Origin of the sequence: Paenibacillus sp. 2TAB19, from assembly GCF_052115185.1 — a bacterium.
In the GTDB taxonomy this organism is placed as follows: Bacteria; Bacillota; Bacilli; order Paenibacillales; family Paenibacillaceae; genus Pristimantibacillus.
In genome coordinates this window covers 15,611-40,522 of sequence record NZ_JBFRGE010000062.1, presented here as the reverse complement: position 1 = coordinate 40,522, position 24,912 = coordinate 15,611, and the positions used below count along the sequence as shown (strand labels likewise).

The window sequence follows — 24,912 nt, the reverse complement described above, 5'->3', positions numbered from 1 at the left end:
TGCGACTATATTGCCATAAGYGCGATTAAGACGCTCACCGAGCTAGGCTATCGCATTCCAGAGGACGTGTCCATCGTCRGCTTCGACAATATTTCGGAAGCGCGGATCGTCATGCCGGAGCTGACAACCGTCCATGTCGCCAAGGAACGACTCGCTTACTTGGCAGTCGACTTGCTCGTTCAATCCATCGGCTCCAAAGATCAGATCAAGACAAAGATCACGGTGGACACGGAGTTCATCCAGAGACTCTCTTCAACCAAGCAACGGGAAAAGAGTATGGCTGGATTAGAATCATAAACGTACAAAAGAAAAAGCCCCGTTTGGGGCTTTTTCTTTTGGGGACATACCTTTACCCGCACGAATCATTTTAGACTTATTTTAGAATTGGTTTATGAATGGTTAACGGTTAACGATTACAATGGGATGGAAAGGAGTTATGCCACATGTTGATTCGAACCAAATTGCTTTTATCCTATATAGCGATGATTGTCGTACCCGTTGTGTTGATTGGCGTTACGGCCGCGCTAGCCTATGGAGCTTACATGCGAGACTTAACGCCTGGCTCGGTTGAAGAAACGTCGCAGCAGCGTTCAATTCCGTTCATTGCGCTGCGCGACCTGTTCGGTGGACGCAATGAACTCGCCTCCGGCTTGCGGTTTATCGCGAAGCATGATCCTCGCCTGTTCAGCGAACCCGCATTTATTAAGGAGACGGAATCCGAGCTTGCGAAAGTCGATGCGGGTATCCTGCTGCTCTCCGGTGATTCGCACGTGAACTATATCTCCCCCGGGTTATCGGAAGCTGACATTGTGGCACAACTGAATAAAGGGAGCAAACAATATCAGACAGCAATCCGTCACCCTGGCCCGTCTAGCGGCGGATTCAATCACAGCTTGGACCGCATTTCGTACATAGACCCAAGTGGTGAATCCGGCACACTTGTCATCGTATCGGATATGGAGCCGGTAGCCCGCTTCTTCCGAAGGTTTATGCCAACCGTTCTGATCACGCTGTTTGGGGCGCTTGTGCTGACCAACGGCGTCTTGACGTATTTTGTCTCGCGCAGCTTTATCAAGCCGCTTTACGCGCTTAAGGCAGCAGCAGGACAAATCCGTGAAGGCCATTTGGACCGACCGGTTCATCTGCGGCGGCAGGATGAGATCGGGCAGCTCGGCCTTGCATTCGAAGAGATGCGCATCCGCCTGAAGGATTCCATTGGCGATCAGGTGCAGTTGGAGACGAATCGCAAGGAGCTGCTAGCGAACATCTCCCATGATTTGAAAACACCAATTACGGCGATCCAAGGCTGCGTTGAATGTCTGCAGGATGGAATCGCGGACTCGGAGGAGAAGCGGCAGAAGTACGTTACGATGATTGCAAATAAAACAACCGACATGAACCGGATGATCGAAGAGCTGCTTCTATACTCCACGCTGGATATAGGGAAACTGCCATTCCACTTCGTAACAATGGACATTGCGGCATTCTTGCAGCAAATTGTATACGAGCTGCGGCATAACCCCCGCATGAGCGGCGTTGATGTTTCTTACAGCAGAAGTTCGAGTAGCGTTGGGAGCAGCAATGAACATCTGCTCATTCAAGCAGATCGAGAGAAGCTGCATCGCGCGATGCTCAACATTGTTGATAACAGCCTCAAACATATGGTAATTCAACCAGGGATGCTTCATTTTGAACTCACAAATGACTCAAGCGGAGCTGTCACGATCCGAGTGACAGATAACGGGTCAGGCATTCCTGAAGCTGCGCTCCCCTATGTGTTCGATCAATTTTTCCGAGCGGAGACGGCGCGCCGTTCGGAAGCAGGCAGCAGCGGTTTAGGGCTCGCCATCGTGAAGCAAATTGTTGAAGGTCACGGCGGTTCGGTTATCGCGCTTAGCACGCCAATCGCGGGAACGTCGATTGTGATGACGTTTCCGGCTCTGCAATCCGCATCAACTAAGAAAGGAGTCCAGCTATGAAACGGATATTGATTGTCGAGGATGATCCGGTTATTGCCGAAGTGCAGAAGGACTATCTAGATGCGAGCGGCTTCATATCGGATATAGCTAGCGAGGGCGAGATCGGCCTTAAGATGGCGCTTCAGCATCCATACGATCTCATTCTGCTGGACTTGATGCTCCCAGGTACGGACGGCTACGAAATTTGCCGGCGTGTGCGGGAAGCGAGCAACGTGCCCATACTGATCGTCTCGGCAAAGAATGAGGAAATTGATAAAATTCGCGGCTTTGGGCTCGGAGCCGATGACTACATCTTGAAACCATTCGGGCTTGGCGAGCTTGTCGCCAGGGTGAAAGCTCATCTTGCACGTTACGACCGGCTCGTGGGAAGCGGCGAATGGCGCAGGGACGAACTTCAGCTCCACGGTATACGCATCGATCGGCAATCGCGCAGAGTATTCGTGAACGATGTTGAAGTTCCTTTTACGGCCAAAGAATTCGAGCTGCTCCTCTTCCTCATGACGAATCCGAACCGGGTATTCCGCAAAGAGGAATTATTCGAACGGCTATGGGGCATGGACGCGCTCGGTGATTATGCAACCGTTACGGTACATATCAGCAAGCTTCGTGAGAAGATTGAACGCGACCCTTCCAGGCCGCAATACGTCGAGACGATATGGGGTATCGGCTATCGATTCAATCTCTAATTCAGCAGCACTTCAGGAGGTTCTATCACGGATGAAGAAACTAAACGCAAAACAAAGAAAAACACTGTTGCTGCTCCATCTTATATTTGCCTCCATCATGCTGGGAGGCCAAGCGACATTCATCATTCTGGCTCTAACGGCTTCCGTAACTGACACAGCTTCCGTGCTGCAGGCCTGTTACACCATTATGCATCTACTTGCTGATTCAAGCGTTCGAGCTTCTACGATCGGCACAACCGTAACCGGCATTCTCTTATCGGTCCTTACATCTTGGGGATTATTCCGCTACTATTGGCTCATCGCCAAACAACTGCTAACGCTCTTGTCGATCGGAATTGGCTTGATCGGGATCTACGAATGGACGTTGAAGGGCGTTATGCTAACCGAGACTTCGGGAATTCATGCATGGGCTGAGCCTGGTTTTACAGTGAATCACACCTGGTTATGGATCGGGATAGCGATACAAACCCTTTCATTGCTTGCGATGTTTATTCTATCGGTATGGAAACCTGGCGGTAAGCGCAAGTAGCAGCTCAGTAAACAAGCCCCCGATCGCCACCTCGGAGATCGGGGGCTTGTCGCATCACTTATTCAATATACAATTTTGAAAGTTGCGTCCCGCTTCTCCACCGTCGTCGAGATCGGATCAAGTCGCACTCTGTGACCGCGACGATCGTCGGGTGCTTCGCATTGAGCGGTTGATTGTAGTCCCGCTTATTGAACCTTTTGCTAAGCTAGGATAACGGCCACAGCAATCTCGATTAAAAAATAAAATACCACGTCCAGCGGACGTGGTATTCTCACACCTTAGCTATGAGCTTACCCAAAAAGATAGGACAGTTCATCTGCATATAAGATGACTACTGCAATAGAAATCACGAGGTTCAATAAAGCCGGTATCATTTTTCCAATCGCATGTTTAACTCTAAGATGCGAGAGTAACGCGAAGAGCATCTTAATGCCTATCATTATTGCTGCCCATGCGGCAATCTCCGGGTACCAGTAGCCGATAATGAGTCCTACACATCCAATAATTTGAACGTAACCCGTAATGACGCGAAACCATTGAGGAAGTTTAATTGAATCAAACAGTTCGACCTGATGAGCAGCTCCTGCAAGCTTGCTCCCGCCAAAAAAAGCCATGGAGAAAAGCAGCCAACTTTGAAGAACGATGGTTAGTATATGCACCGAATCAACACCCTTTTTCGTCTATTATGATCCGACACCAATCAGTGTCCTAATTCATAATATAACACCATATGGTGTCCTGTAAAGATGTATTTGATGCAAAATTTATCCATCGGTCGATTTGGATTCAATCAGATTTGAACAATCGTGTAGCTGTGGCCAGCTTCGGCCGTGAACGCGATCACTCCTTCTTCTACCTTCTCCCAATCTGCGACTTCAACCGCAATCGGCACTGAGGTGCGCACTCGGCAGCATCCAGATTGTGAAGCTCGGATAGCCGCGCTTTGAAGCTTCCCGTCTGCCCAGGCTAGATCGAGTTCGTAGCCGCCGCGGGCGCGGATGCCGATTATCCGGCCGGATGGCCAAGCCTTCGGCAGCGCAGGCAGCAAATGCAGTTCGCCGGCATGGCTCTGCATGAGCAATTCGGCAATGCCCGCCGAAGCCGCGAAGTTGGCTTCGATTGTGAGCGGATAGAACGTAATTTTTGGATGGCGGTGCGCATTGAACAGGTTCGGGAATGGATTTCCCAGCAGCTTCGTCAAATAGGAGTGCGCCATTTCCGCATCCTCTAGGCGCGCATATATGCTAATATTCCACGAATAGCACCAGCCGATTGTATCCTCGCCTTCGTACACGCGGCGGCGATCGAGGCTGACACGGGCGGCTTTAGCCAGTTCTGGCGTACCGCGAACCGTAATCTGATTTCCCGGATGCAACGGGTACAGATGGGCGGTATGTCGATGGCCCGGCTCCGCTTCGTCGAAGTCGCGATACCACTCCTGCAATTGACCGTGCCGACCGATACGCAGCGGTAGCAGCCGCAACAAAGCAGCCTGAAGCGATTGACTGAACTCAGCATCCGTTCCCAAAATACGCGCAGCCTCGATACAGTTCGTGAACAGCTCGCGCATAAGAGCGATATCCATCGTTGAACTCATACTTACCGCTGCCCGTTGTCCATCTGGCGTTAGGAATGTATTCTCCGGAGAGGTCGACGGAACCGACACGAGATTGCCTTCACCATCCGACACCAAGTAGTCGAGGCAGAACAGCGCCGCTTCTCTCATAATTGGATATGCCTTGTCCTGTAGGAAGTTCTGATCGCCGCCGTATGCGTAGTGCTCCCACAAATGCTGGCACAGCCATACGCCGCCCATCGGCCAGTAAGCCCAGCTTGCCGAGCCTTGGGAAGGACTCGTATTGCGCCACAAATCGACGTTGTGATGCGAAGCCCAGCCCCGACAACTATAGTAAGCCTCTGCCATACGCGCTCCGGCGATTCGCAGATCTTCCAGCAAATCGAATAGCGGTTCATGAAACTCCGCAAGATTGCACACCTCAGCCGGCCAATAGTTCATCTGAGTATTGATATTTGTCGTATAGTTGCAAGACCATGGCGGCTTCGTCATGTTATTCCAAATGCCCTGCAGCGTCGTCGCCTGCGTCCCCGGACGGGAAGCGCTTATCATCAGATATCGGCCGAACTGGAAAAACAGCTCAACGAGCCGCTCGTCCGCTTGGCCGGCCCGTACTGCCGCAATCCGTTCGTCGGTCGGGATGTCATCGCGGAATGGCGAATCAAGCTCCAGTGTCACGCGATCGAAGTAAGGCGTGATGTCAGCTATATGGCGTTCACGCAGCTCGGCGTAGCTCAGCTTCGCCGCATCGTTCAGCCATGCATCGCAACGCGGCCGAGGGTCCAGCCCTTCTAGTGCGGGATCATGATCGAAACCATTAAAGCTGGTCGCAGCGGTTAGCAGCAGCGTTACCGCATCCGCCCCTTTTACGACAAGCCTTCCTCCATGCGTCTCGACAATACCACCCTCAGGGAGTGCCTGAAGATGAATCTGAAACCGGATTCCTTTATTTTCCTCGTAAACGACCGTATCTTCCGATTGCTCTTTCTCGTGATCCAGCAGGCTTGGCGCTGCGCCAGTCAGAATAATGCGATCGTTTCCGGATTTATTTACACCGTAATTAAGACGGCTGGTTAGCGCCGCCTCCAGTCCGATTGCCCCTGGTCGATCGGCTTCGATTCGCACTACCATCACCTGATCGACTGCCGACACGAACACCTCCCGTGTTACGCGCATGCCGCCTGATACATATTCCGTCCGGAACAGTCCCGTGCGAAGATCAAGCTCGCACCGGTATTTTTCCGCTGTGGAGGGATGGCTCATCTCCAGTTCCAGATCGCCCATCGCCTGGAACGCATGGCCCGCCGGCCCCAGCATATGCTCTTCGATCACCGCTTGAGCATCGCTGAAGCGGCCAGCGAAGATAAGACTGCGGCTCTCCTCCAAATACCGCAACGGCTCCTCGCGCTCCGCGCCCCGCTTCGTGCCAGACCACAGCGTGTCCTCGTTGAGCGCAATCCGCTCGCGCTTGATGCCGCCATAGATCATGCCGCCCAAGCGGCCGTTACCGACCGGCAGCGCCTCGACCCATTCATCAGCCGGCTTGCGGTACCACAGCTTCATAGGTTTGCCGCCTGTATTGTCTTTCATTGGTTCAGCTCCCCTGTTGTTGTATTTGATCAACCATTCGTGCTTTACCCATTAACGGCAGCCAAAATTCGGACATCCAGCGCGGCAAGCGCCAGACTGCCTTCGTACGTCGTGCCGCTTAGCAAATCGACATAGGCGTCCTCACCTAGCTGAACTTCCGCCGCAGCTTCGTTATGATTTAACAAGAACAGGAAAGCTTTGCCGTCTTTGACTCGAACGGACACTTCTACGCCGGAAGGCGTATCCAGCAATGGCCGTATACCGCATTTGTCACACAAATAACCGATCAGTCCGCTGAGCATGGACGGCTCCGGCGAGGTCGCTACGTACCATGCCTCGCCTAATCCGCGTCGGTTGCGCGTAAGCGCAGGGAAGCCTTGGTAGAAGTCGCGTTCGAATACGGCGAACGGCTCTGCTCCTTCGGAATGAACGACATCGCACAGCACGCCGCAATCGTACGCGCCTTCCAGCTCTCCAAGCTGCGCTGTCATGACGACTCGATTTCTTTGATGCGCCATCGGCGCGTCGATCTCCTCCACCCATATGCCAAGCAGCTCGCGAAGCTCGCCCGGATAACCGCCAGGCGTAACCAGATCCGACTCGCCTACGATACCGCTGAACGTCGTGGACACAAGCGTGCCGCCCTGCTCTACGAAATGCTCCAACCGTGCTGCATAGCCCGGATGGAGCAAATACAGAACCGGTGCAACCACAATGTCGTAATCAGCCAGATCGGCTTCCACGCCGATCATATCAACCGGAATATTCCGGCTGTAGAAGGCCTCATAATACTTCTCAACTTCCTTGACATAGCGCAGATCCACGGTAAGCCCGCTGGAATGCTCTATCGCCCACCAGTTATCCCAGTCGAACACGATCGCCGCCCGCGCATCTGATCGCGCGCCAAGCAAAGTATCGCCTAGCTGCTGAAGATCGCTGCCGATCTGGGCGCATTCCCGGAAGACTCGAGTGTTCTCATGGCMGGCATGATCGATCAGGGCTCCGTGGAACTTCTCGAATGCGCCGAGCGAGCGCCGCAGCTGGAAGTACATAACCGCATCGGCGCCGCGGGCGATTGCATGATAACTCCATAGACGGTTTACGCCGGGACGCTTCAGCGCATTGCGAGGACGCCAGTTCAGCTGGGTAGGGCACGATTCCATCAGCATGAACGGGTCTCCCCCTTTCAAGCCGCGCATCAAGTCATAGCGCATCGCCATCTGGCTCGGGGTCATATCGTCTGCGGGATACATATCGAGCGCAACGACATCCAGTTCCTTTGCCCACTTGAAGTAATCAAGCGGCTTATAGGTCCCGTTGCTTTGAAAGTTCGTAGTCACTACCGCATCCGGAGTTACGTCCTTGATGGCGTCACGCTCCAGTTTGTAGCATGCTAGAATGGAATCCGAATTAAAGCGGTCATAGTCGAGCGAGATGCCTTGGAAGGYGGTATCATCCGGATTGCTCGAGCTTATGTGCTCGCTGAGCGCGCTCGGCAGCACGATTTCGTTCCAAGCGTAGAACGTATGGCCCCAGAACCTTGTATACCAGGCGCGGTTCAGCTCCTGGAGTGTGCCGTAACGATCTTGCAGCCAAACGCGAAACGCCTTCTCGCAGTTGTCGCAATAACATCTCAAACCGTATTCATTATTGACATGCCATAGCAGCAATGCAGGATGATCCTTGTAGCGCTCCGCGAGCTTGCGCGCCATCCGCTCCGAATAGAGCCGGAAAGTCGGGCTGTTCGGGCAAGAATTATGCCTGCGCCCGAACTTGCGCTTGCGGCCGTCATATTCAACCAAAGTGACATCTGGATAGCGCGTCGCCATCCATGCTGGATGAGCTGCCGTCGACGTGCCAAGGCAAACCTTGATCCCTTGTTCATGAAGCAAATCCATCATCTCGTCCAGCCAGTCGAAGCAGTACGTGTTCTCATCCGGCTGATTAAGCGCCCACGAGAATACGTTGATCGTGGCAATATCAACGCCGGCGATCTGGAACATCCGCATATCCTCATCCCATATCTCGCGCGGCCATTGCTCCGGGTTATAGTCTCCTCCGTACAATATTTTCGGCAAGTTGTCCGTAAACATCAGCTGTTCGCCCTCATGCCTTCAAGCAACTTCTTAATTTCCATCACGCTGCGGCGCGGACTCGACAGAACAGGCTTGCCGATCCGATCCGCAAGCTGCGCTTCCATGCGCGCCATCGAGCCCTGTGCAAGCACGAGCGCATCGGCGTGCTCCGCGACTCGGATCGCGGTCTCCATAAGGATGCGATCATGCTCATCGGGGCGGCCGCTAACGAGAGCGTCATAGGCTCCCGCAGCAAGGCCGTCGATCAACCGCACCGACTTGCCGCGCAACTTCGCTTGCTGCTGCAACAGCCGCATCGTCGGCTGTAGAGTCGTTGGCAGCGTCGCCAATACGCCGATTGCGCCGTACGACTCTACCGCCTCCACGGCCATGCTCTCATCGATTTTGACAAGCGGAATGTTGAAAAAAGGCCTTGCATCAGTAGCAACTTCGCCAACGGAAGAGCAAGTATTGAGAATAATCGACGCGCCCAGGTCGGCGCCGTTCTGATAATATTGCATTAGACGCCGCTTCACGCCTGGAGTCACTTCTCCCTCGCGCACAACCTCGGCGATCAAACTGTCATCGATAATGTTGACAAGCCTAACGCCCGGCAGCAGCTCATCGAATTGCTTCTTGAGCGGTTCAGCTAGCCCTTGGCCTGTATATACCGCAACGACTGTATCCATTTCCTAGTTCCCCCTTAGTAAATGCAAGGTAAGCGCTGTCTTTTCTATTCATTGTAGTCATTGACCTGCCACAATACAGCGTTCAATATTAATGAAATTGCTTTAAATTATGGACCAACTACTACTGGATTAGCGCAAAAGAGGGAGACCCGGCGCCGCAAATCCTTGATCGGCATCGTCAAGCACCAGTACCCAGTCGGTGCCCGGCGCGCTCGCCGCTGGAGGAACGAACTCATGCGTTCCCTCGTTGTCCATCTCGCCGACGAATTCACTTTCGCCTGTTCGCGGATTGAACCACCAAATCGCGGCCCGCTTCCCAGAGAATTGACCCAGCCGCAAAGTGATCGCCCGGCCCGTATAGGTGTACGCCATCATGTAGCTTCTACCCAGGTTCACGAATAAACGATCGTAACGGAATCCCGGATCGCCGCAAATCGCCTTCTCGTCAGGCGTCCGCTCATCAAAAGGCCTTGATAGAATCAGATGTTTCAAATGGACCATCTGCTTCGCGCCGTCATCATTGAGCGCATCGGTCCAACTCCGCGTGCATCCGTACGCCCCGACGCCCCGATCCTCTGTATGAAACTGCATGACCGCATTATGTCCATAAGTATGTCCGAACGCGCCTGCGAACACCGCCCAATAGGCATAACGCCTCACATCATCCGCCTTCCATCTTGGAGCGTCCAGATTATGCAAGCCATGTGGAATATCCTCGTATGAAGGCTCGCCATCTATCGTCGGCTTCGCCGGCACTTTGGCCCAATCCGTATTCACAAAACGCCAGTTGTCTTCACCGACTAACGTGTCCGGATTGGTCTCCTCCATCTGGTCATAGCTGCGATGCCCCGACTGGAACATATTAAAGTCGAGCCAATCTTCGTTATGGAACCACTTCGACGATTGTGTCCGTCCGTATGGATGGAACGTCATTAGGTGCTCCGGAGCAGCCTTGCGTAACGCTCGGCCCATCTTGAGCCATACATCCGTATTGTCACTTCCGCGGATATCGCCACCGTTCAGCCAGATCACGTTCGGACGATCCTTGTAGCGGTTGCCGAGCCAATCGCCGTAACGCTCCGCTGTCTCGGCATCGGTCCGATAATACTCCACAACGCTGCCCCATACGGGGACAAGCGCGACGTACAGCCCTTCGCGCTCCGCCATGCCAATCACCTCGTCGGCAAATGACCAATAGCTTGTATACTCAGCCGATTGTTCCGCATCGGGCTCGTCCAGATCGAGATCCCGGAACGGCGTTCTCCCGTAAGCGTTTGGAGTAGTCAGATCATGCACAAGCATAATCTGGATGACGTTGTACCCCTTGTTTTTCCGGTCATGCAGATAGGTTAGAGCCTCTTCCCTCGTCGTCCGCTTTAGAAGCAGCCATGCCGTGTCTCCAAGCCAAAAAAACGTAGTGCCGTCAGCATGCTGCAAATATCGTCCGTTCTCCGAAACAATAAGTTTTCCATTATCCCAAGGCATTGCATTACTCATTCCTATTCCCTCCCGTTTCATTGCATACAAACAAAAGCTTGACGCGCAATTACGCTCAAGCTCTCACTTCATGCCTAATGCATTTTGTAGTGTTGCCGGTATTCGCTCGGCGTGACGCCGCAATATTTTTTGAAAACGCTGAAGAAGTGTCGGACGCTTTCGTACCCGACTTGCTCGGATATGCGATGCAAGGAATCATCTGAATCGCCTAATATCAATACCTTCGCTTTCTTAATGCGATAAAGATGCAAATAATGGATCAGAGTCAGTCCTGTCTCCTTCCGAAAGAGCGAGCTGATATAATTCGGATGCAAGTATACATGCTCGGCAATTTGATCGAGTGAAATATTTTCCCTATAATGCGTTTCGATATGCCGAATAATTTTTTTGACGTTTCTGGACATTTGATCGTAGTCGACGCCCGGGACAGAGTCCTCCCAATCTGACGAAGCTTGAGAGGAATCCTCATCATCGCCGCCCAGCAGCTCAAGCGACAAATTCGACATCACATCGTAAAGCTCTGTCTTATTGATCGGCTTCAACAGATAATCGATCACTTTGCAGCGTATCGCTTGATGCAGATAGGTGGGATCATCGTATCCGGTCAAAATGATAAAGCGGTTGCACAATCCTCGCTCGCGCACTTTTCGAATCAGTTCCAGCCCGTTCATCTCCGGCATCTGAATATCCGTAATAAGCAAATCGGGACGGAAGTTCTCCAGCTTCTCAAGCGCATCGAATCCATCATGCGCACTGACGATCTCCGAGCATGGGGTCTGCCCTTTCTCAATGATATTAATCAGCCCCTTCAGCATGAAGGGCTCGTCATCTACGATCATCAGGTTAAGCATGCTAAACCCCTCCTTGAACTTTGAGCTTTAGTGTGAACATCGTGCCTTCCCCCGCCTGGCTTTCTACCATAAGAGCCGAGTGATCGCCATAAAAGATACGGATGCGTTCGCTGACATTGTATAGCCCTTGACCTGAATTCTCCTTCTGCAGCTCTTGCCGGTCGAGCACGTTGCCGAGTACGCCGCGAATGACATCAAGGCGTTCTGGCGGTATGCCCGGACCATTATCGGCTATTACAATGATCAACGCATCGTTCTCCCGTTTGACGACAATATCGATTCGGCCGTTTCTGCGGCTGCGTCCAACGCCATGATGAATGCAATTTTCCACCAATGGCTGCAAAATAAACCGAGGACAGCTTACATGTTCGATAGGAGTTAATACTTCAATCGAGTAGTGGAATCTATCCAGCAAGCGCAGCTTATGCATATCCAAGTAATGCTGGACATTCGTTAGTTCATGCTGCAGCATCGTCTCGTTGTCTTTGGAAGTTAGCGTATAACGCAACAGCTTGCCGAACGTGAACGTCGCGTCAACGACCTCCTGATCGTCATTGATTTCCGCCAGCATACGAATCGATTCCAGCGTATTGTACAAAAAGTGAGGCTTGATTTGCGCTTGAAGCACGAGGTAATCAGCCTCCTTCTTCATCAGCTCGGCCTTATGGACATTAGTCAGCAGTTCATCGATTCGGCGAATAAGAGAATTATAGGATCGGGTTAGGAAATCGATCTCGTCTCGGGAGCCGCCTCCCTCGTAATAAGTCAATTTGTTCTCGTCGACCTTTCGCATATGCTTCGCCAATCCAAGAATACGCCTGACAATCGTGGAGGCTGTCGCATAATAAATGCCTGTAAGGATAAGAAGCGATAAGAGCAGCGAGATCCCGAGAAAAACGGCTTTCTTGCGAATATCGACAAACACATCGTCCATCTGGCTGTAGAAGTAGAAGCTTGTCGACAGCTCCGGCACGGAAAGTGAATTCACGAGCAGCTTCTGACTGCGCTTATAGGCGAAGCCTTTTCCGCTCTCTTCTGCAAGCGCTTGCATCTCGATTGTTTGCTCATCGCTCAAATCATACCCGTCGCGGTAAACAGTCTCACCGTTATAAATGATCTGTACATGTATATTTTGATCGACATCGATCGCTTTCAATAAATTTCTGACCAAGGAATCGTCGACGATGATCTCCATTGCGGCTAATGACTGCGTATAGCTGTTATTAAAGATTCGCTGGTAATAGCTTAAGTACGGGAGCCCTGCGCCTTCTTTGCCGGCGGGATACGAAGCGTTCAACCATACGCCTTTATCCACATTTACAGCGTTCAGCAGCTCGATTGCTTTCGCATCAATCCGGCTCAAATCCTCCAGCTCACCGGCAACCGATTGAACGGATTGGTGGTTCTTGTACAATTTAATGGACGCAACTTCCTTATTGCCCGTTATCGCATAAACATAAATCGGCCGGATATCTTTTAGATAGGTGTACACCTGATTGAGCTCCGATGGATACATTCCGCCAAGGTAATCGATTAGCTGCTGATTATACTGAAACTGCGAATGGATAGACTCGATTTGCTTCAGTCTCGCCCGAAATCCTTCACCCGCTTGCACGACCAGCTCCTGCTTGCCTTCCGAGAACTCGGAAATGACATCCATATAGAATTGATTGTACAAGTAGACGCCAAACACAAGAATCGGCAGCAGCACTAGCATGAGATAACCTAATGCCATTTTCTGAACAATACGCATCGTTTTCATCGCATCGGCCTTTCTTCGCATTAGGCATCCTGCATGAAAGCATTTCATCCATGTTTGTTATTTCATACGATCTATACAATCATATCATTATACTGAAAATTCCATCAATATGTCTTGGTGTCTACAGCTCCGCCGGCGGCATATAACCGAACGGGACCATACAGGCCGCCAGCCGCGAACGCCGTCTCCCAATGCTCAGGCATTGTATTCGGCTGCCAGTAAGACACCTTCGGATTCGTGGATCCTCCGACATTGCTAGAAGGGCGGCCGACTTCATAATGGGTACCCAGCGTGTTCGTCACCCGAATACGAAGATGATGTGATCCCGGGCCGACATCAAGCTTGAACCGATACGGGCCCCATGCGCGCACACCGAGCGGCCTTCCGTTCAGCCATACCTCGGCCGTGCCGCGAACATGCCCCAGCTCAAGCACCGCGCCATTGTCTTCTTTCCATTCGGCCATCGATTCATATTCGACAACGCCGCTATGATGCGGCAAACCCAGCGCAGATCTCCAATCGCCAAGTTTGCCTTCTACCTTCGCCACCTCGAACCGGATCGGCGCAAGCAGGACGTCCGTTTCCGTGCTCATATCGCTTGGCACGATGCGAAGCGCAGCCACTGTCCCCGCCGGCTGCGGATCGAAGCCGGCTTGGCCGTCACGCATTAGCTGCCTCTGGCCGTCTATCCAGCATTCACATTCGCCCGCGCTGACGACCTGAAGCGCCGTGGCACCCGCCGGTAGCGGAAAGCGCAGCCAAATCGGCTTTCCAGGCTGAGACGCATCGCGAACGAACGGCAGCGGCTGGGACTTTGGCTTGGCATCCGGCATAAGCCAGTCGATGTTCGGCAGCGGATGCGTGCGGCCGGGAAGCCACATCGTCTCCGTCTCGGCGAACTGCAGCACCGCTTCATGAAGCACCTCTGAGCGCTGTCCCTGTTCATTCAACCACGATGGGCCGGTGCAGAACATTTGGCTGCTTCCATCCACACGCTCGATCACGCCGTCCACCATTGCCACCCCTTCACCCTCCGGCATGACAAGCTCGATGGTATTGTCGCCGCCCTGCCAATACGGGGTCAGTTCAATCTCTTCTTGACCTTGCCGGATATACGGATTGAAATCGCCGTGCTCGGTCATAGGTTTGCCGTTCACATAGAGCGCCACGCGCTCCTTCGCGCAGAAGATGACGCGTACGCGACTGACGTCAATGCTCTCCTGCTCAGGTATCGTATACGACAGCCGGGTTTTCAGATTGGGGCTCGGGGAATAAATCCACTTCGGAAGCTGCTCCTGTTCTTCCGCGCACACTGTAATCCCAATACGGATCATCCCTTCGGCCAGCGCCTCCGCACGCAACAGCAGCGTATTGGCTCCATCCTTCAGGTTCACGTAAGCTGTCTGCTCCTCCGGACCTCCATTCCATACGATCCGTTCTCCATTCACCCACAGACCTATTGCCGCATTGCTTTCCGTGCGCACCCAGTAAGTCCCGGCCTCCGGGGCTGCCACATTCGTCCTCGCCCATACCTTATCGCCAAGACCCGCCATTCCCAAACTCAAAAATTTGCGCGGAACTCTGCCCATCCGGCCGGCCCATGTCTTAAACGACAGATCCCCCAGCGTGTTGCTATAGACGACAGGCCATACGCTGCCTTCTTCAAACCTCTGATCCCGGGACGCTTCCCAGTATGCAGCCTCGCTCCACAGCCGCTTCATCCAGTCCGAATCGTCAAGGACGCTCGCTTGCCAGTTAGCGGCAACGCCGTCCGCTTCGGTCTCCTCTCGCGCAACTAGCAGCTCGCGGCGCTCGATCGGCGCAAAAGCCGTTTGACCGCCATGCAGATCAAAATCGCCATATCGGTTATCTAGCGTCGGTACAGCTAATACCTTCCATTCGTTAAGCTCGGCCACCGAATCTTGCTCGGCCCGAAGCACGGGTACTTCCGCCGGCTGCGCCAGACCGTCTGACGCGAGCGGGGATGTGCTTAACGCGTCAGCCTCTACCTGATTCCATGGGCATACGACGAATGCCGCCGGCCAGCTGTCGAACGTCGCCTCCAGCGTGACCCACTCACCGTCCCTGCTATAGGAAAGCGGGTAGACCCGCCCGCTCACCGGATCCCAAAGCTGCGGATGCCCAGCGGTGCGAAGCCGATAACGCGCGCTCCGCGGCGGCCGCGTCGTCTCGCCCGACGGTTCGTGCATCGGAAGCAGCTCTCCCGCTTCCGGCAGCAACAAAAATATATCTGCGTCCTCTGTTCTGCGCATTAGCGGCATATTCGGTCCTTCGGCCCGTCCCTGCAACCTCGTTTTAAGAAGCTCCAATGCTTCGCCGGAAGAGCTGACATACATAGCCCCCTCCAGCACCGGATCATCCTCACCGCACTGTACGGCGATAACCAAACCGCCGGCTGCGATCCATGATTTCACCTTCGCCAAAGCAGCATCGTCCATAATGGTGGTGCCGCACAATAGCAATGCAGAGAACGATTCCTCGCCGATTCGAAGCCTGCCGTCCGACAGCTCCGCAATCTCCAAAGCGGAATCGTCCGTCACGTCAAAGTCGATGCTGGCGGAGCGAAGCGCACCCGGTTTGTTGCGCTCCTTGCGATTCCAGCGGCCCGTCAACGATTGGTAAACCTCTTGCACATGTGCGAGACGCTCATGCGGCATCCTATTGGCGACGAGCATCGGATGGTCTAATGGTCCTCCATCGGACAGCGACATCCAGCCGCATGCCGCATGCGAAGGATAATGAACCGCGACATCGGCGACATGCGTTCCTTGCGTTAACAGCCAGCATGCGCGGCTGACCGTATCGGCGAACACGCCGTAATGCTCATAATACGGCTGGCGCCAGCCGGTGTCGGGCGGCGCCCACTCCCACCAACCGCCGCGCGTGCTGTAGTAGACGGAGTGAGGACTGTAAAGCGTCACGCCAGCCTGCAGCCAAGGCACCAGCCAGTGCATCGTCTCCTCCAGCGTTCCGCCCCAGCCGCTCGTATGGAACGACTCCAGAAACACGCGTTTGCCCCCGTGCAAATGAACCATCGAAGCATGCGGCTTGATCTCGCCGTCCATATCGCTGCCGGCCGCATTATACCAGCGATGCGTGCGCATGTAATCCAGGTAAAGCCGTTGCGCGCCGTGGAGTTCGACGCGGCGCGCAGGTCCGGCCTGGTCGCAGCATTGCAGCATATTATAGCGCTTATGCCATTCATATTGCAGCTTGAACACCGCTTCCTCCGCCAGCTCGGTCGACAGCTCATACACGCGCCTGCGGACGAGCGAAGCTCCCTCCGTATCCTCGAACAGAGCCGGCAATGCTGCGATCAAGTTCTCTCCATGGCGCTTCGCATACAACTCAGGTAGGCCATCGGTCCATAACGGCATCGAAGGAAGCTCATCCTGGAAGCTGCCGGCGATCGTTCGGCCCAGATCATTCGGAAAACGCCGCTCGAACTCCCCATAAATTCGGTCATACAGCTGCTCTGTCGCGCGCTTGTCGAGCCAGTTGAACCCTTGCCTAATGGTTATATAAAGGTAGCCGCCAGTTTCTATTAACAACTCCGCGCCTTCCGGCAGCTCCTCGCCATGCTTAAGCCTGCGAAGCTGGTAGCCGGCCAATTCCGGCTGCTCCGCGACAAGATGCGCGGGGAAGTTCGTTCCCGAAAAGCCGATTTGGTCATAGAAGAAAATGCGCATGCCCAGTCTCTCCGCTTCACGCAGAGCCACCTCGAACATAGACCACCAGCGCTCGCTAAAGTATGGCGGATCATCCGCAACGCTTCCGTATTGCGGACCAGTCGGCGCAATATTGATGATGCCGATATTGCGCAGGCCTCCGCTGCGAAATTTCTGCAATTGCCAGCGTACGCGATCCGCCGTTATTTCCTCCGCACTCCACCACCAGAATGGCACAGGACCGAAATCCGGATCCGGAGAAGCAAACTTCTCTCGCAGATTGTTGAAATTCATGTAAGTTTCCTCCTGGAATTTGAGCTTGATAGGGGATAACCGCCGCAGCCGGCGAACTTGGCCGCAGCTAAGAGCGGAGCCTGCGGTTATAGATGACGCAATAGCCGAAATGCATAAGCATTTCGGCCACGCTTATATTCATCCACTTTTGTGGGGTTTACATCAAGGTACGATTAAAAGTTTTTCTGATATTCCTTGTACTTCGCAGTAGCCCAGTCTTCCAGCTTCGCCAGTCCAAGGCTTTCGGCTTTCTTCAGCAATGCTTCGTATTCCGCTTTTGCTTCTTCTTCGGAAGCAGCCATATAAATTTTCAGTTCCTCGGTCGTGACCATGTTCTGAATTTGAGCTTCAATCGTTTGCTCCTCTGTATCCGGTTCAGTCGAAACGAGACCGAGTGCCGGGTTGAACTCAAGCACCTCCCTGGCAGCCAGACCCCATTGCGTCATTTGTGATTCAGGGGCATAGCGCTGCAATGCTTCGTTAACGCCGCTGCTGCCGATCAGGCCCCACCAAACGACACCCATTTGCGTTTGAACTTCCGTATTGTTGAAGTCATATTTCATAACCGGATATTTCTCTGCTTCATTCCATTCCCAATCTTCGCCTTCAAGCCCGTAAAGTCCGAGCTTTTGACCTTCTTCGCTGTACATGTATTGCAGGAATTTAATTGCTGCTTCCGCATTTTTGTTGTTTTTCGTAATGTACATGCCTGCCCAGCCGGAACCGCCCATCGGAATACCCGCTTGATCGCTAAGCAGCTTCGTCACTTGCGTCATTTCGAATGGCTTTCCAAGCTCTTTTAATTGCGGGTTCGTGGAATCCGCGTTGCCGGCGCCGTGAGCAAAGGCTTGACCGTTCAATACGTATTGATCGTCTTGCTGCGCATCCTTGAAGGTGAAGTTCTCGGCGATCATGTAGCCTTCGCGGTACAGACGGTTCATGTATAGGTAGTAATTCAAATAATTCTCATCCTTCAGATAGTAACGCGCAGCTCCGTCAATATCCACGAAGCCTTTGCTTTTCTTCAGACCGTAATTGATGCGCAGATTTTGGCCGATTTGATCCTTATCCCAAACGAGCGGCACCATATCCGGATACTTCGTTTTCACTTGACCCAAAATCGAAATGAGATCATCCAAGTTGTTGAGCGCTGGGTTGCCAAGCTCCTCCATAATATCTTTGCGCAAAGTCATGCCGTTCGCGCCTGGAATAGCCTTCGGATTATCTTTCCACTCTTGCTCCGTGGAGAAAGCATTGCGCACCGTATAGAAGTTGCCGTCGGGCATCATGTTGACGCCAATACGTTCTTGACTGATTTTGAAATCAGGAGCATACTTCTCGATCAATTCGTTCAACGGATAGGAAACATCGCTATCCGCCATACGCGTCAGATCGGTAGCCGTATACACCAAATCAGGCAAGTCGCCTGAGGCGATCAAAAGCGGAAGCTGCTTGTCATCGGCGGCAACCTGGATGTTCAGCTTAACGCCGGTTTTCTTAGTGATTTCTTCCGGCACTTTGCCGGTCCAGTCTTTCAGCGGCCACCATGACATATTGACGAATAAGTCAAGCTCTACGATCTCTTTCTCTGCAGGCGCATCGGTTGCCGCACTCGCATCGGTCGGCTCCACGCTGTTCTCTGTCGGTGCGTTGGTAGCCTCGTTGTTGCCTTTATTGCCGCCGGAACAGGCCGTCAGCAACAGCATCAATGCAAGCGTTATCAAACCTGTCGATTTAAAAACCTTACCCATTGAAATTGCCTCCTTTTTTATGTTGCCGCATTGCTTATATGAGAAAACGGAATAAAACTTCTGTCACTTCCGCTTTATTCCGCGATCCACCAACGTTATACGCATGTTGTCCAACCGCTGCTGCTTAACCTTTTACAGAGCCTATCATAATTCCTTGCACAAAATACTTTTGTAAAAAAGGATAGACGAGAAGGATCGGTATAACCGCGATAACCATTGCCGTGACCTGTATCGAGAAGGTTGTTACGCCAGTAACGGCTGCAGCCCGTTCCGCGGAAGCCATGTCGACCGGAATCATGCCTTGATTGATTACCTCCATCATACGGTAGGTTAAAGTTCGCAGCGAATCTTTATTGACGAAGTAGGCCGAGTCCATCCAAGAGTTCCATTGGCCTACGCCTATGAACAATCCCATTGCCGCAATCAATGGTTTGGATACCGGTATGATCATTTTGATGAAAATGGTTAAATCTGAAGCCCCGTCTATTCGTGCCGATTCCTCCATCTCCGCCGGTATTTCACGGAAGAACGAGACCGCAATAATGAGGAAGAAGATCGTCACCGAACCCGGTACAATATAGACCCAAAAGGTATTGAGCAATCCTAAGCTGCGAAGTACAACGTAGTATGGGATAAGTCCGCCCGACGTGTACATGGCAATGATGAAAAACGAGAAGTAGAACTTATGAAACACTAGATTGCGATACGCTAGACCATACGCTGTCAAACACGTAAAGAAGATCGTTACAGCCGCTCCGACAACTGTCCTTAGCCCTGAGACACCAAAGGAAATTAGCCACTTCGGATCGCTCAGAAACTTCGCGTAATTGTTAAAGGTAAAATCCCTCGGCCAAAAATAGATGCCGCCTAGCGAAGTGTCAAGCCCGTTATTGAACGAAACAATGAGCAAGTAGTAAAAGGGGTACATCGTAGCCAGCGCTATGATGATAAGCAAACTAATATTTACCGTATCCACGATGCGGTCCTCGACGGTTCTGCGATGCATAATGGACTCCTTTCCGCTGTTAGAACAAGCCGTTTTTCGTTATTTTTTTGGACAAGAAGTTGCTTCCGAATACAAGGATGATCGCGATAATCGACTGAAGCAAGTCAATTGCCGTCGCATAGGCGTATCGGCCCTGAGCCAAGCCCATCTTAAACGCATACGTTTGCAAAATCTCCGAGCGTTCGTTATTCATCGCGTTACCGAGCAAGTACGATTGCTCGAAGTTGGATCCAACTAGACCACCGCCGAGCAGGCTTCCGACTGCCAGAATGAGTACGACTACGATCGTGCCGCGGATGCCAGGCAAAGTGATATGCCAGATACGGCGCAATCGACCGGCGCCATCCATCTCGGCCGCATCATACAGCGTCGGACTGAGTCCGCTGATCGCTGCGAGGAATATAATGGCCCACCAGCCTGCCTCTTTCCACATGGCCGTCGAAACGGCTAGTCCCCAGAAATAATTTTTACTAGACAGGAAAGGAAGCGACTTGTCAATAATGCCTATTCCCTTTAAGAAATCGTTTACGATTCCAGCATTGCTTGACAAGAAGATAACGAGCAACCCGGAAACCACGATCCACGAAATAAAATGAGGAAAGTAGCTGACGGTCTGAGCGAAACGCTTGAAGAGCTGATGCCGTACCTCGTTAAACATAATGGCCAATAAAATCGGCATCGGGAAGGTAAAGAACAACTTCAAAAGACTGATTGCCAGCGTATTCGTTACAAGAAGCTTGAAATTGTAAGCGCCGACAAATTCTTCGAAATATTTGAGCCCTACCCAATCGCTGGTAAAGATCCCTTTAATGCCGCTCGATATGGAATAATCTTTAAACGCCATCAAAATGCCGAACATCGGCAAATAATGGAAGACGAAGACGATCAGCATTCCCGTTAACACGAACACATGCGCATATTTCTGTTTTATAATTTCACGCCAGATGGATCGTTTTACCGCCGGGAGCTGCTGCGTCCGTTGTAATGTGCTTATCTTCGTTTGCTGTTCCAAGCTTTCCTCATTCCTCCCTCTTCCCTTAGGCTCAAGCTGCCGTTTGGAGAATATGACTAAATTGTATAGTCGATAGCATGACATGAATAGTGTTGAAAACTTAAAATGCAGCGATCAATTTTAAGGTTTTTGAAAGCGCAATCATTATCAAAACCAAGAAGTGATTATTCTTAACTTATTTGCTTAATATTTTGATGTAAATGATTACAAAAGCAGATCGCCAGTATCGAAGGGAGTTCCTTCAATACTGGCGATCATGTTCATATCGTCACACTTCAACAGTCACTTTTTGCCGGCAAAATGTAAAGCTTCCTGATTCCGTCTCAAAAATAATATAGTCCTTTTCGTCATGCCGTTTCCTGATTCCTGTCGGCAATGCCTCATTCTCCTCTTGCCCGCAGACGGTTCGAGGTACGTATACGATCCCCTTAGCATTGGGCGGTATCGTTATGTTCATCGAGGGCTTACCCTCCTCGTCTCTCTCCCAGCGCACTCTCGCATAACCCGGACGCAGCTGCTGCCATGCTTCAGCCCATTTCATGTCCTCCGGCATATAAGGCTTAATCATGATGTTGTAACGATCCGTTTCCGTATCATAGCGGTAATCCATGCCCGCCAAACCTTGATACAGCCATTCCTCCAGATGTCCCAGCATGAAGTGGTTTTGCGACTTTCCGACTGTCGGGCCGTCCCAGGCTTCGGTAAGCGTCGTGGCCCCATGCTCGATTTGATACCCGTAGCTTGGCTTATCCGTAATTTGCGACATACGGTAAATGACATCCGATCTGCCGGCCCGGCTAAGAGCAAGCAGCAGATAACGATAGCCTACATCGCCGGCTGTCGTCTGGTAGCCGCGTTCGGCAATTTGCCGCACGAGCTTCTCGATTAGCACACCGTAATACTGCTTCGGGGCAAGTCCAATCACGATCGGCATAGCAAGCGCGGTATCACTTCCCGTTGCGTAGCTGGTTGCTTGTTCGTCCCAGTATTTCAGATGAAACGCCGATTGGATGGATGCGCTTAATTGCTCATACTGCTGCACATCCGCTTGCTCGTTCAGCAATGCCGCTATTTTTCGCATGACGACGGACAGGCCGTAATAGATCGCTGTTTCCGTGAATGGAACAGGCGTATTTTGCGAATATCCAGGCCCTGCCGGACCGATGTCATACCAGTCGCCAAGCCCTTCCGTTATGATGTATCCGTCCGACTTCTCGGTGAGATACGACATATATCGTTTCATGCCTGCATAGTGTTTCCGAATCAAATTCATGTTGCCGTATCGCTGCACGACTTCCCATGCGGTTAATATATACGTTCCGCCCCAAGCCGTAGCGTCGCGGAATATTCGCAGGGTATCGTCGAACACGACATACTCCGGCGCCGTCGTCGGCACCATGCCGTCCCGTAATTGGGCATCAGAGATGTCTTGAAGCACCTTCCGCAGCATCGCCTCCACATCGTAATTGAACATAATCGAAGGTCCCATCAGATGAACCTGCTCCAGCCAGCCAAGCTTTTCCCGATGCGGGCAATCCGTGAATACGCTCTTCGTATTGCTTAGAATCGCCCCATTGATGATTTCGTGGATCCGATTAAGCAGCGGATTGGAGCACTTGAATCCGCCTGCGGTTTCCAGCTCAGGGTACAGCATCTGCCCTTCGATACCATGCAGCACCGGCAAGGAAGATTGTGCTCCAGCGGTGAACGCTTCAGGAACTGCTCCTTCGATCATCACGTAGCGGAAGCCGGTATACGTGAATTTTGGACGCCATTCCTCTATGCCCTTGCCGTTTAATGTATAACAGAACTCGCTCGGAGACCCTGTCCACTTCTGATTGACCAAGCCCTCTTCCGTCAGCAGCTCCGCACAAGTCAATACAACCCTCGAGCCAGCAGCCCCGCTGACGCTAATCTTCGGCCAACCCGAGAAGTTTTGACCTAGATCCGCCACGTATATTCCGGGCTTCGGATTCATGATGGACTTGGTGCCGAATGTGCGCATCACCTTAACCGGCGGGGCCGATGCCGCCGTAAGTTTGCCGGAAGGGCCCTCGATCTCTACGGCAGGACGCCACGAAGCAGCTTTCTCATCTTCTCTTGTTGCGTCGTACTCTTCGCCCCCATATATGCAATTGAAGAGCAACGGGCTTTCTCCGGCTTGCCAATTGCCGTCGGTACCGATCGTTTCGCGCGTACCGTTGGCATATTCAATAACGATATCGGCCAAGCATGTAGGCGTACCGTAAGAATTCTTAAACTTCGTATATTTGCCGCCCGGCACGTGGTAGAAGCCGTTGCCCAGCTCAATATGAACGATATGCTCACCGTACCCCAGCTGCGACGTAATGTCATAAGTCGTATACAGAACCGTCTTATCATAGTCCGTCCAGCCGGGATCAAGCTCATGATCGCCAACCTTCTCGCCGTTCAGCCGCAATTCATAATGGCCAAGCCCGCTAATATACACTCTCGCGCGCGTGACCTCATGCCTAGCATCGAAACGGCGACGGAAGCGGAACGCTCGTTTCGATTCCTTCTTCGCGTCAGGATGCGCGATCCACTTTCCTTGCCAGCCAGCGCTGTTCAGCTGTCCCATTTCCCACCAAGCTGCCACGCTGTTATAAAACGTGCCCTGTTCATCTTGGATGGTAACCTTCCAATAATACCGCTGCCTTGGCTGCAGCGGGACGCCGGAATAAAGAATGGCCGTATGATCGCAGCTAGCGACGAATCCGCTGTCCCATGTATCCGCATTTCCCTCCAGCAGTCGCTCATAGCTTGTTGCAACCTGAATCCGATAAGCCTTTTGGCGAAACCCCGGCGGCAATTGATCAAGAAACGACCATCTGAGACGGGGAGTCGTCTCATCAAGGCCGATCGGACGAGGCCTGCCTTCCGCCCGCAGCGAACCGATCGCGATCGGCAAGGACGTCGCGACCGCAATCGTGCGGAACTCGGGAAAGACATTGCATGTCGYGTCGCCTTCCATCGGACGCCTGCATGCTGTATAGAAGTGATACAATATCCCGTTATGCGTAATAACCGACGGTTTATGGGCAAAAACGGAATCGATCATATTGCTTTCGCCAATCGTAATAATCGGCTCTTCATATTTGCGCCAGTCCAGCAAATTATCCGAGAGCGCAATCCCTTCCTGAGCCGCTTTATAGTTAAAGCCAAAATAAAACATCGCCCAGCGAGCGCCGTCCCGCAGCACGCAAGGATCGCTGACGAACCCGCTGTCCCATGCGTCCGGCGTCACTTGAACAACCGGATTTTGCTCATGCCGCGTCCATTGTACAAGATCCTTCGAAGTCGCTAGGCCAGTCTGCTCGATCCAACGGCCTTCATCTTTATCCTTCGCATTGTAAAACAAATAAAAAGTGCCTTCATGCTCCACCAAACATTCTTTATACAGCCCGCCTTTCTCCCATTCCCCGCCATCCTCAGGCACGAGAATCGGATTCTCCAGGCGATTCCAGCTTCTCAGGCTTTCATCTTCTGTCCAGGCAAGCCCGATTTTGGCAGATCCTGCTTCATAACCGTCACCCGGATAGGAATGATAGGCCAACCAGTACTTGCCGTTCCATTTCTTCAGATGGCCTGGACCATGCAAATCATTGTCGCGCAACATCCATGTACCGGCAATATTGCGCGAATCCCAGGCGTTTCCTTCCTCATCTCTAGTCAATATCGTCGACAGATGCTGCCAATTCAACAGGTCGTCGCTTGTAGCGAGTGCCGTCTGATATCCCTTTCCATCAAAGCCGACATACATCATGTAAAAAAGGTCATTGTGCCTGAATACGAACGGGCAATCTACCGCGCGGCTGTCAAATGCGCCTTCCGCACCTGATCCGACTAGCACGGGCTTCTTCCATTTGTACGGTGTCAAACAAGTGGCGATATCCATTATGCATGAC

16 protein-coding genes are annotated in these 24,912 nt (G+C 52.3%); 4 read left to right on the top strand and 12 right to left on the bottom strand.

Going from position 1 to position 24,912, the window contains the following annotated elements:
• From AB4Z33_RS22980 to AB4Z33_RS22965, 4 genes are all read left to right on the top strand, one after another.
• A partial coding sequence (locus AB4Z33_RS22980; RefSeq protein WP_442052125.1) for a substrate-binding domain-containing protein occupies positions 1 to 297 on the top strand: 297 nt, incomplete at its 5' end.
• 146 nt (positions 298 to 443) lie between these two features.
• On the top strand, positions 444 to 1,979 hold the full coding sequence (locus tag AB4Z33_RS22975; protein ID WP_442052124.1) for a sensor histidine kinase: 1,536 nt from the start codon (positions 444 to 446) through the stop codon (positions 1,977 to 1,979).
• Positions 1,976 to 2,665 carry a response regulator transcription factor gene (locus AB4Z33_RS22970; RefSeq protein ID WP_442052123.1) on the top strand — a complete coding sequence of 230 codons (690 nt, stop codon included), beginning with the start codon at positions 1,976 to 1,978 and terminating at the stop codon, positions 2,663 to 2,665. The genes AB4Z33_RS22975 and AB4Z33_RS22970 overlap by 4 nt, the downstream gene beginning before the upstream one ends.
• 31 nt (positions 2,666 to 2,696) lie before the next feature.
• A complete protein-coding gene (locus AB4Z33_RS22965; protein WP_442052122.1) occupies positions 2,697 to 3,194 on the top strand; it encodes a hypothetical protein in 498 nt (165 codons plus the stop codon).
• A gap of 290 nt (positions 3,195 to 3,484) precedes the next feature.
• Here AB4Z33_RS22965 and AB4Z33_RS22960 read toward each other — a convergent pair whose 3' ends face one another.
• The 12 genes from AB4Z33_RS22960 to AB4Z33_RS22905 all read right to left on the bottom strand — a co-directional run bounded on the left by AB4Z33_RS22960 (position 3,485) and on the right by AB4Z33_RS22905 (position 24,902).
• Complete coding sequence (locus AB4Z33_RS22960; RefSeq protein WP_442052121.1) at positions 3,485 to 3,853, bottom strand: DoxX family protein; 369 nt, start codon at positions 3,851 to 3,853, stop codon at positions 3,485 to 3,487.
• A gap of 131 nt (positions 3,854 to 3,984) precedes the next feature.
• Entirely contained in the window at positions 3,985 to 6,360 is a 2,376-nt protein-coding gene (locus AB4Z33_RS22955) for a glycoside hydrolase family 95 protein (RefSeq protein WP_442052120.1), read from the bottom strand.
• Positions 6,361 to 6,404: 44 nt separating this feature from the next.
• Positions 6,405 to 8,453: a beta-galactosidase gene (locus tag AB4Z33_RS22950; RefSeq protein ID WP_442052119.1), complete on the bottom strand. Its 2,049-nt coding sequence runs from the start codon at positions 8,451 to 8,453 to the stop codon at positions 6,405 to 6,407.
• Complete coding sequence (locus AB4Z33_RS22945; RefSeq protein ID WP_442052118.1) at positions 8,453 to 9,124, bottom strand: aspartate/glutamate racemase family protein; 672 nt, start codon at positions 9,122 to 9,124, stop codon at positions 8,453 to 8,455. Before AB4Z33_RS22945 ends, AB4Z33_RS22950 begins: the two co-directional genes overlap by 1 nt.
• A gap of 129 nt (positions 9,125 to 9,253) precedes the next feature.
• Entirely contained in the window at positions 9,254 to 10,621 is a 1,368-nt protein-coding gene (locus AB4Z33_RS22940) for a glycoside hydrolase family 140 protein (RefSeq protein ID WP_442052117.1), read from the bottom strand.
• 74 nt (positions 10,622 to 10,695) lie between these two features.
• Complete coding sequence (locus AB4Z33_RS22935; protein ID WP_442052116.1) at positions 10,696 to 11,472, bottom strand: response regulator transcription factor; 777 nt, start codon at positions 11,470 to 11,472, stop codon at positions 10,696 to 10,698.
• 1 nt (position 11,473) lies between these two features.
• Positions 11,474 to 13,234 (bottom strand): sensor histidine kinase, encoded by a 1,761-nt coding sequence (locus tag AB4Z33_RS22930; RefSeq protein ID WP_442052115.1) that lies wholly within the window; start codon positions 13,232 to 13,234, stop codon positions 11,474 to 11,476.
• A 104-nt stretch (positions 13,235 to 13,338) separates the two neighbouring features.
• Positions 13,339 to 17,217: a hypothetical protein gene (locus AB4Z33_RS22925; RefSeq protein ID WP_442052114.1), complete on the bottom strand. Its 3,879-nt coding sequence runs from the start codon at positions 17,215 to 17,217 to the stop codon at positions 13,339 to 13,341.
• A gap of 173 nt (positions 17,218 to 17,390) precedes the next feature.
• Positions 17,391 to 18,968, bottom strand: a complete 1,578-nt coding sequence (locus AB4Z33_RS22920) for an extracellular solute-binding protein (RefSeq protein WP_442052113.1) — start codon at positions 18,966 to 18,968, stop codon at positions 17,391 to 17,393.
• A 124-nt stretch (positions 18,969 to 19,092) separates the two neighbouring features.
• Entirely contained in the window at positions 19,093 to 19,974 is an 882-nt protein-coding gene (locus tag AB4Z33_RS22915) for a carbohydrate ABC transporter permease (RefSeq protein WP_442052112.1), read from the bottom strand.
• Positions 19,975 to 19,993: 19 nt separating this feature from the next.
• Positions 19,994 to 20,986, bottom strand: a complete 993-nt coding sequence (locus AB4Z33_RS22910) for an ABC transporter permease (protein ID WP_442052111.1) — start codon at positions 20,984 to 20,986, stop codon at positions 19,994 to 19,996.
• Between the two features lie 268 nt (positions 20,987 to 21,254).
• Positions 21,255 to 24,902 carry a family 78 glycoside hydrolase catalytic domain gene (locus AB4Z33_RS22905; protein ID WP_442052110.1) on the bottom strand — a complete coding sequence of 1,216 codons (3,648 nt, stop codon included), beginning with the start codon at positions 24,900 to 24,902 and terminating at the stop codon, positions 21,255 to 21,257.
• Positions 24,903 to 24,912: the final 10 nt, after the last annotated feature.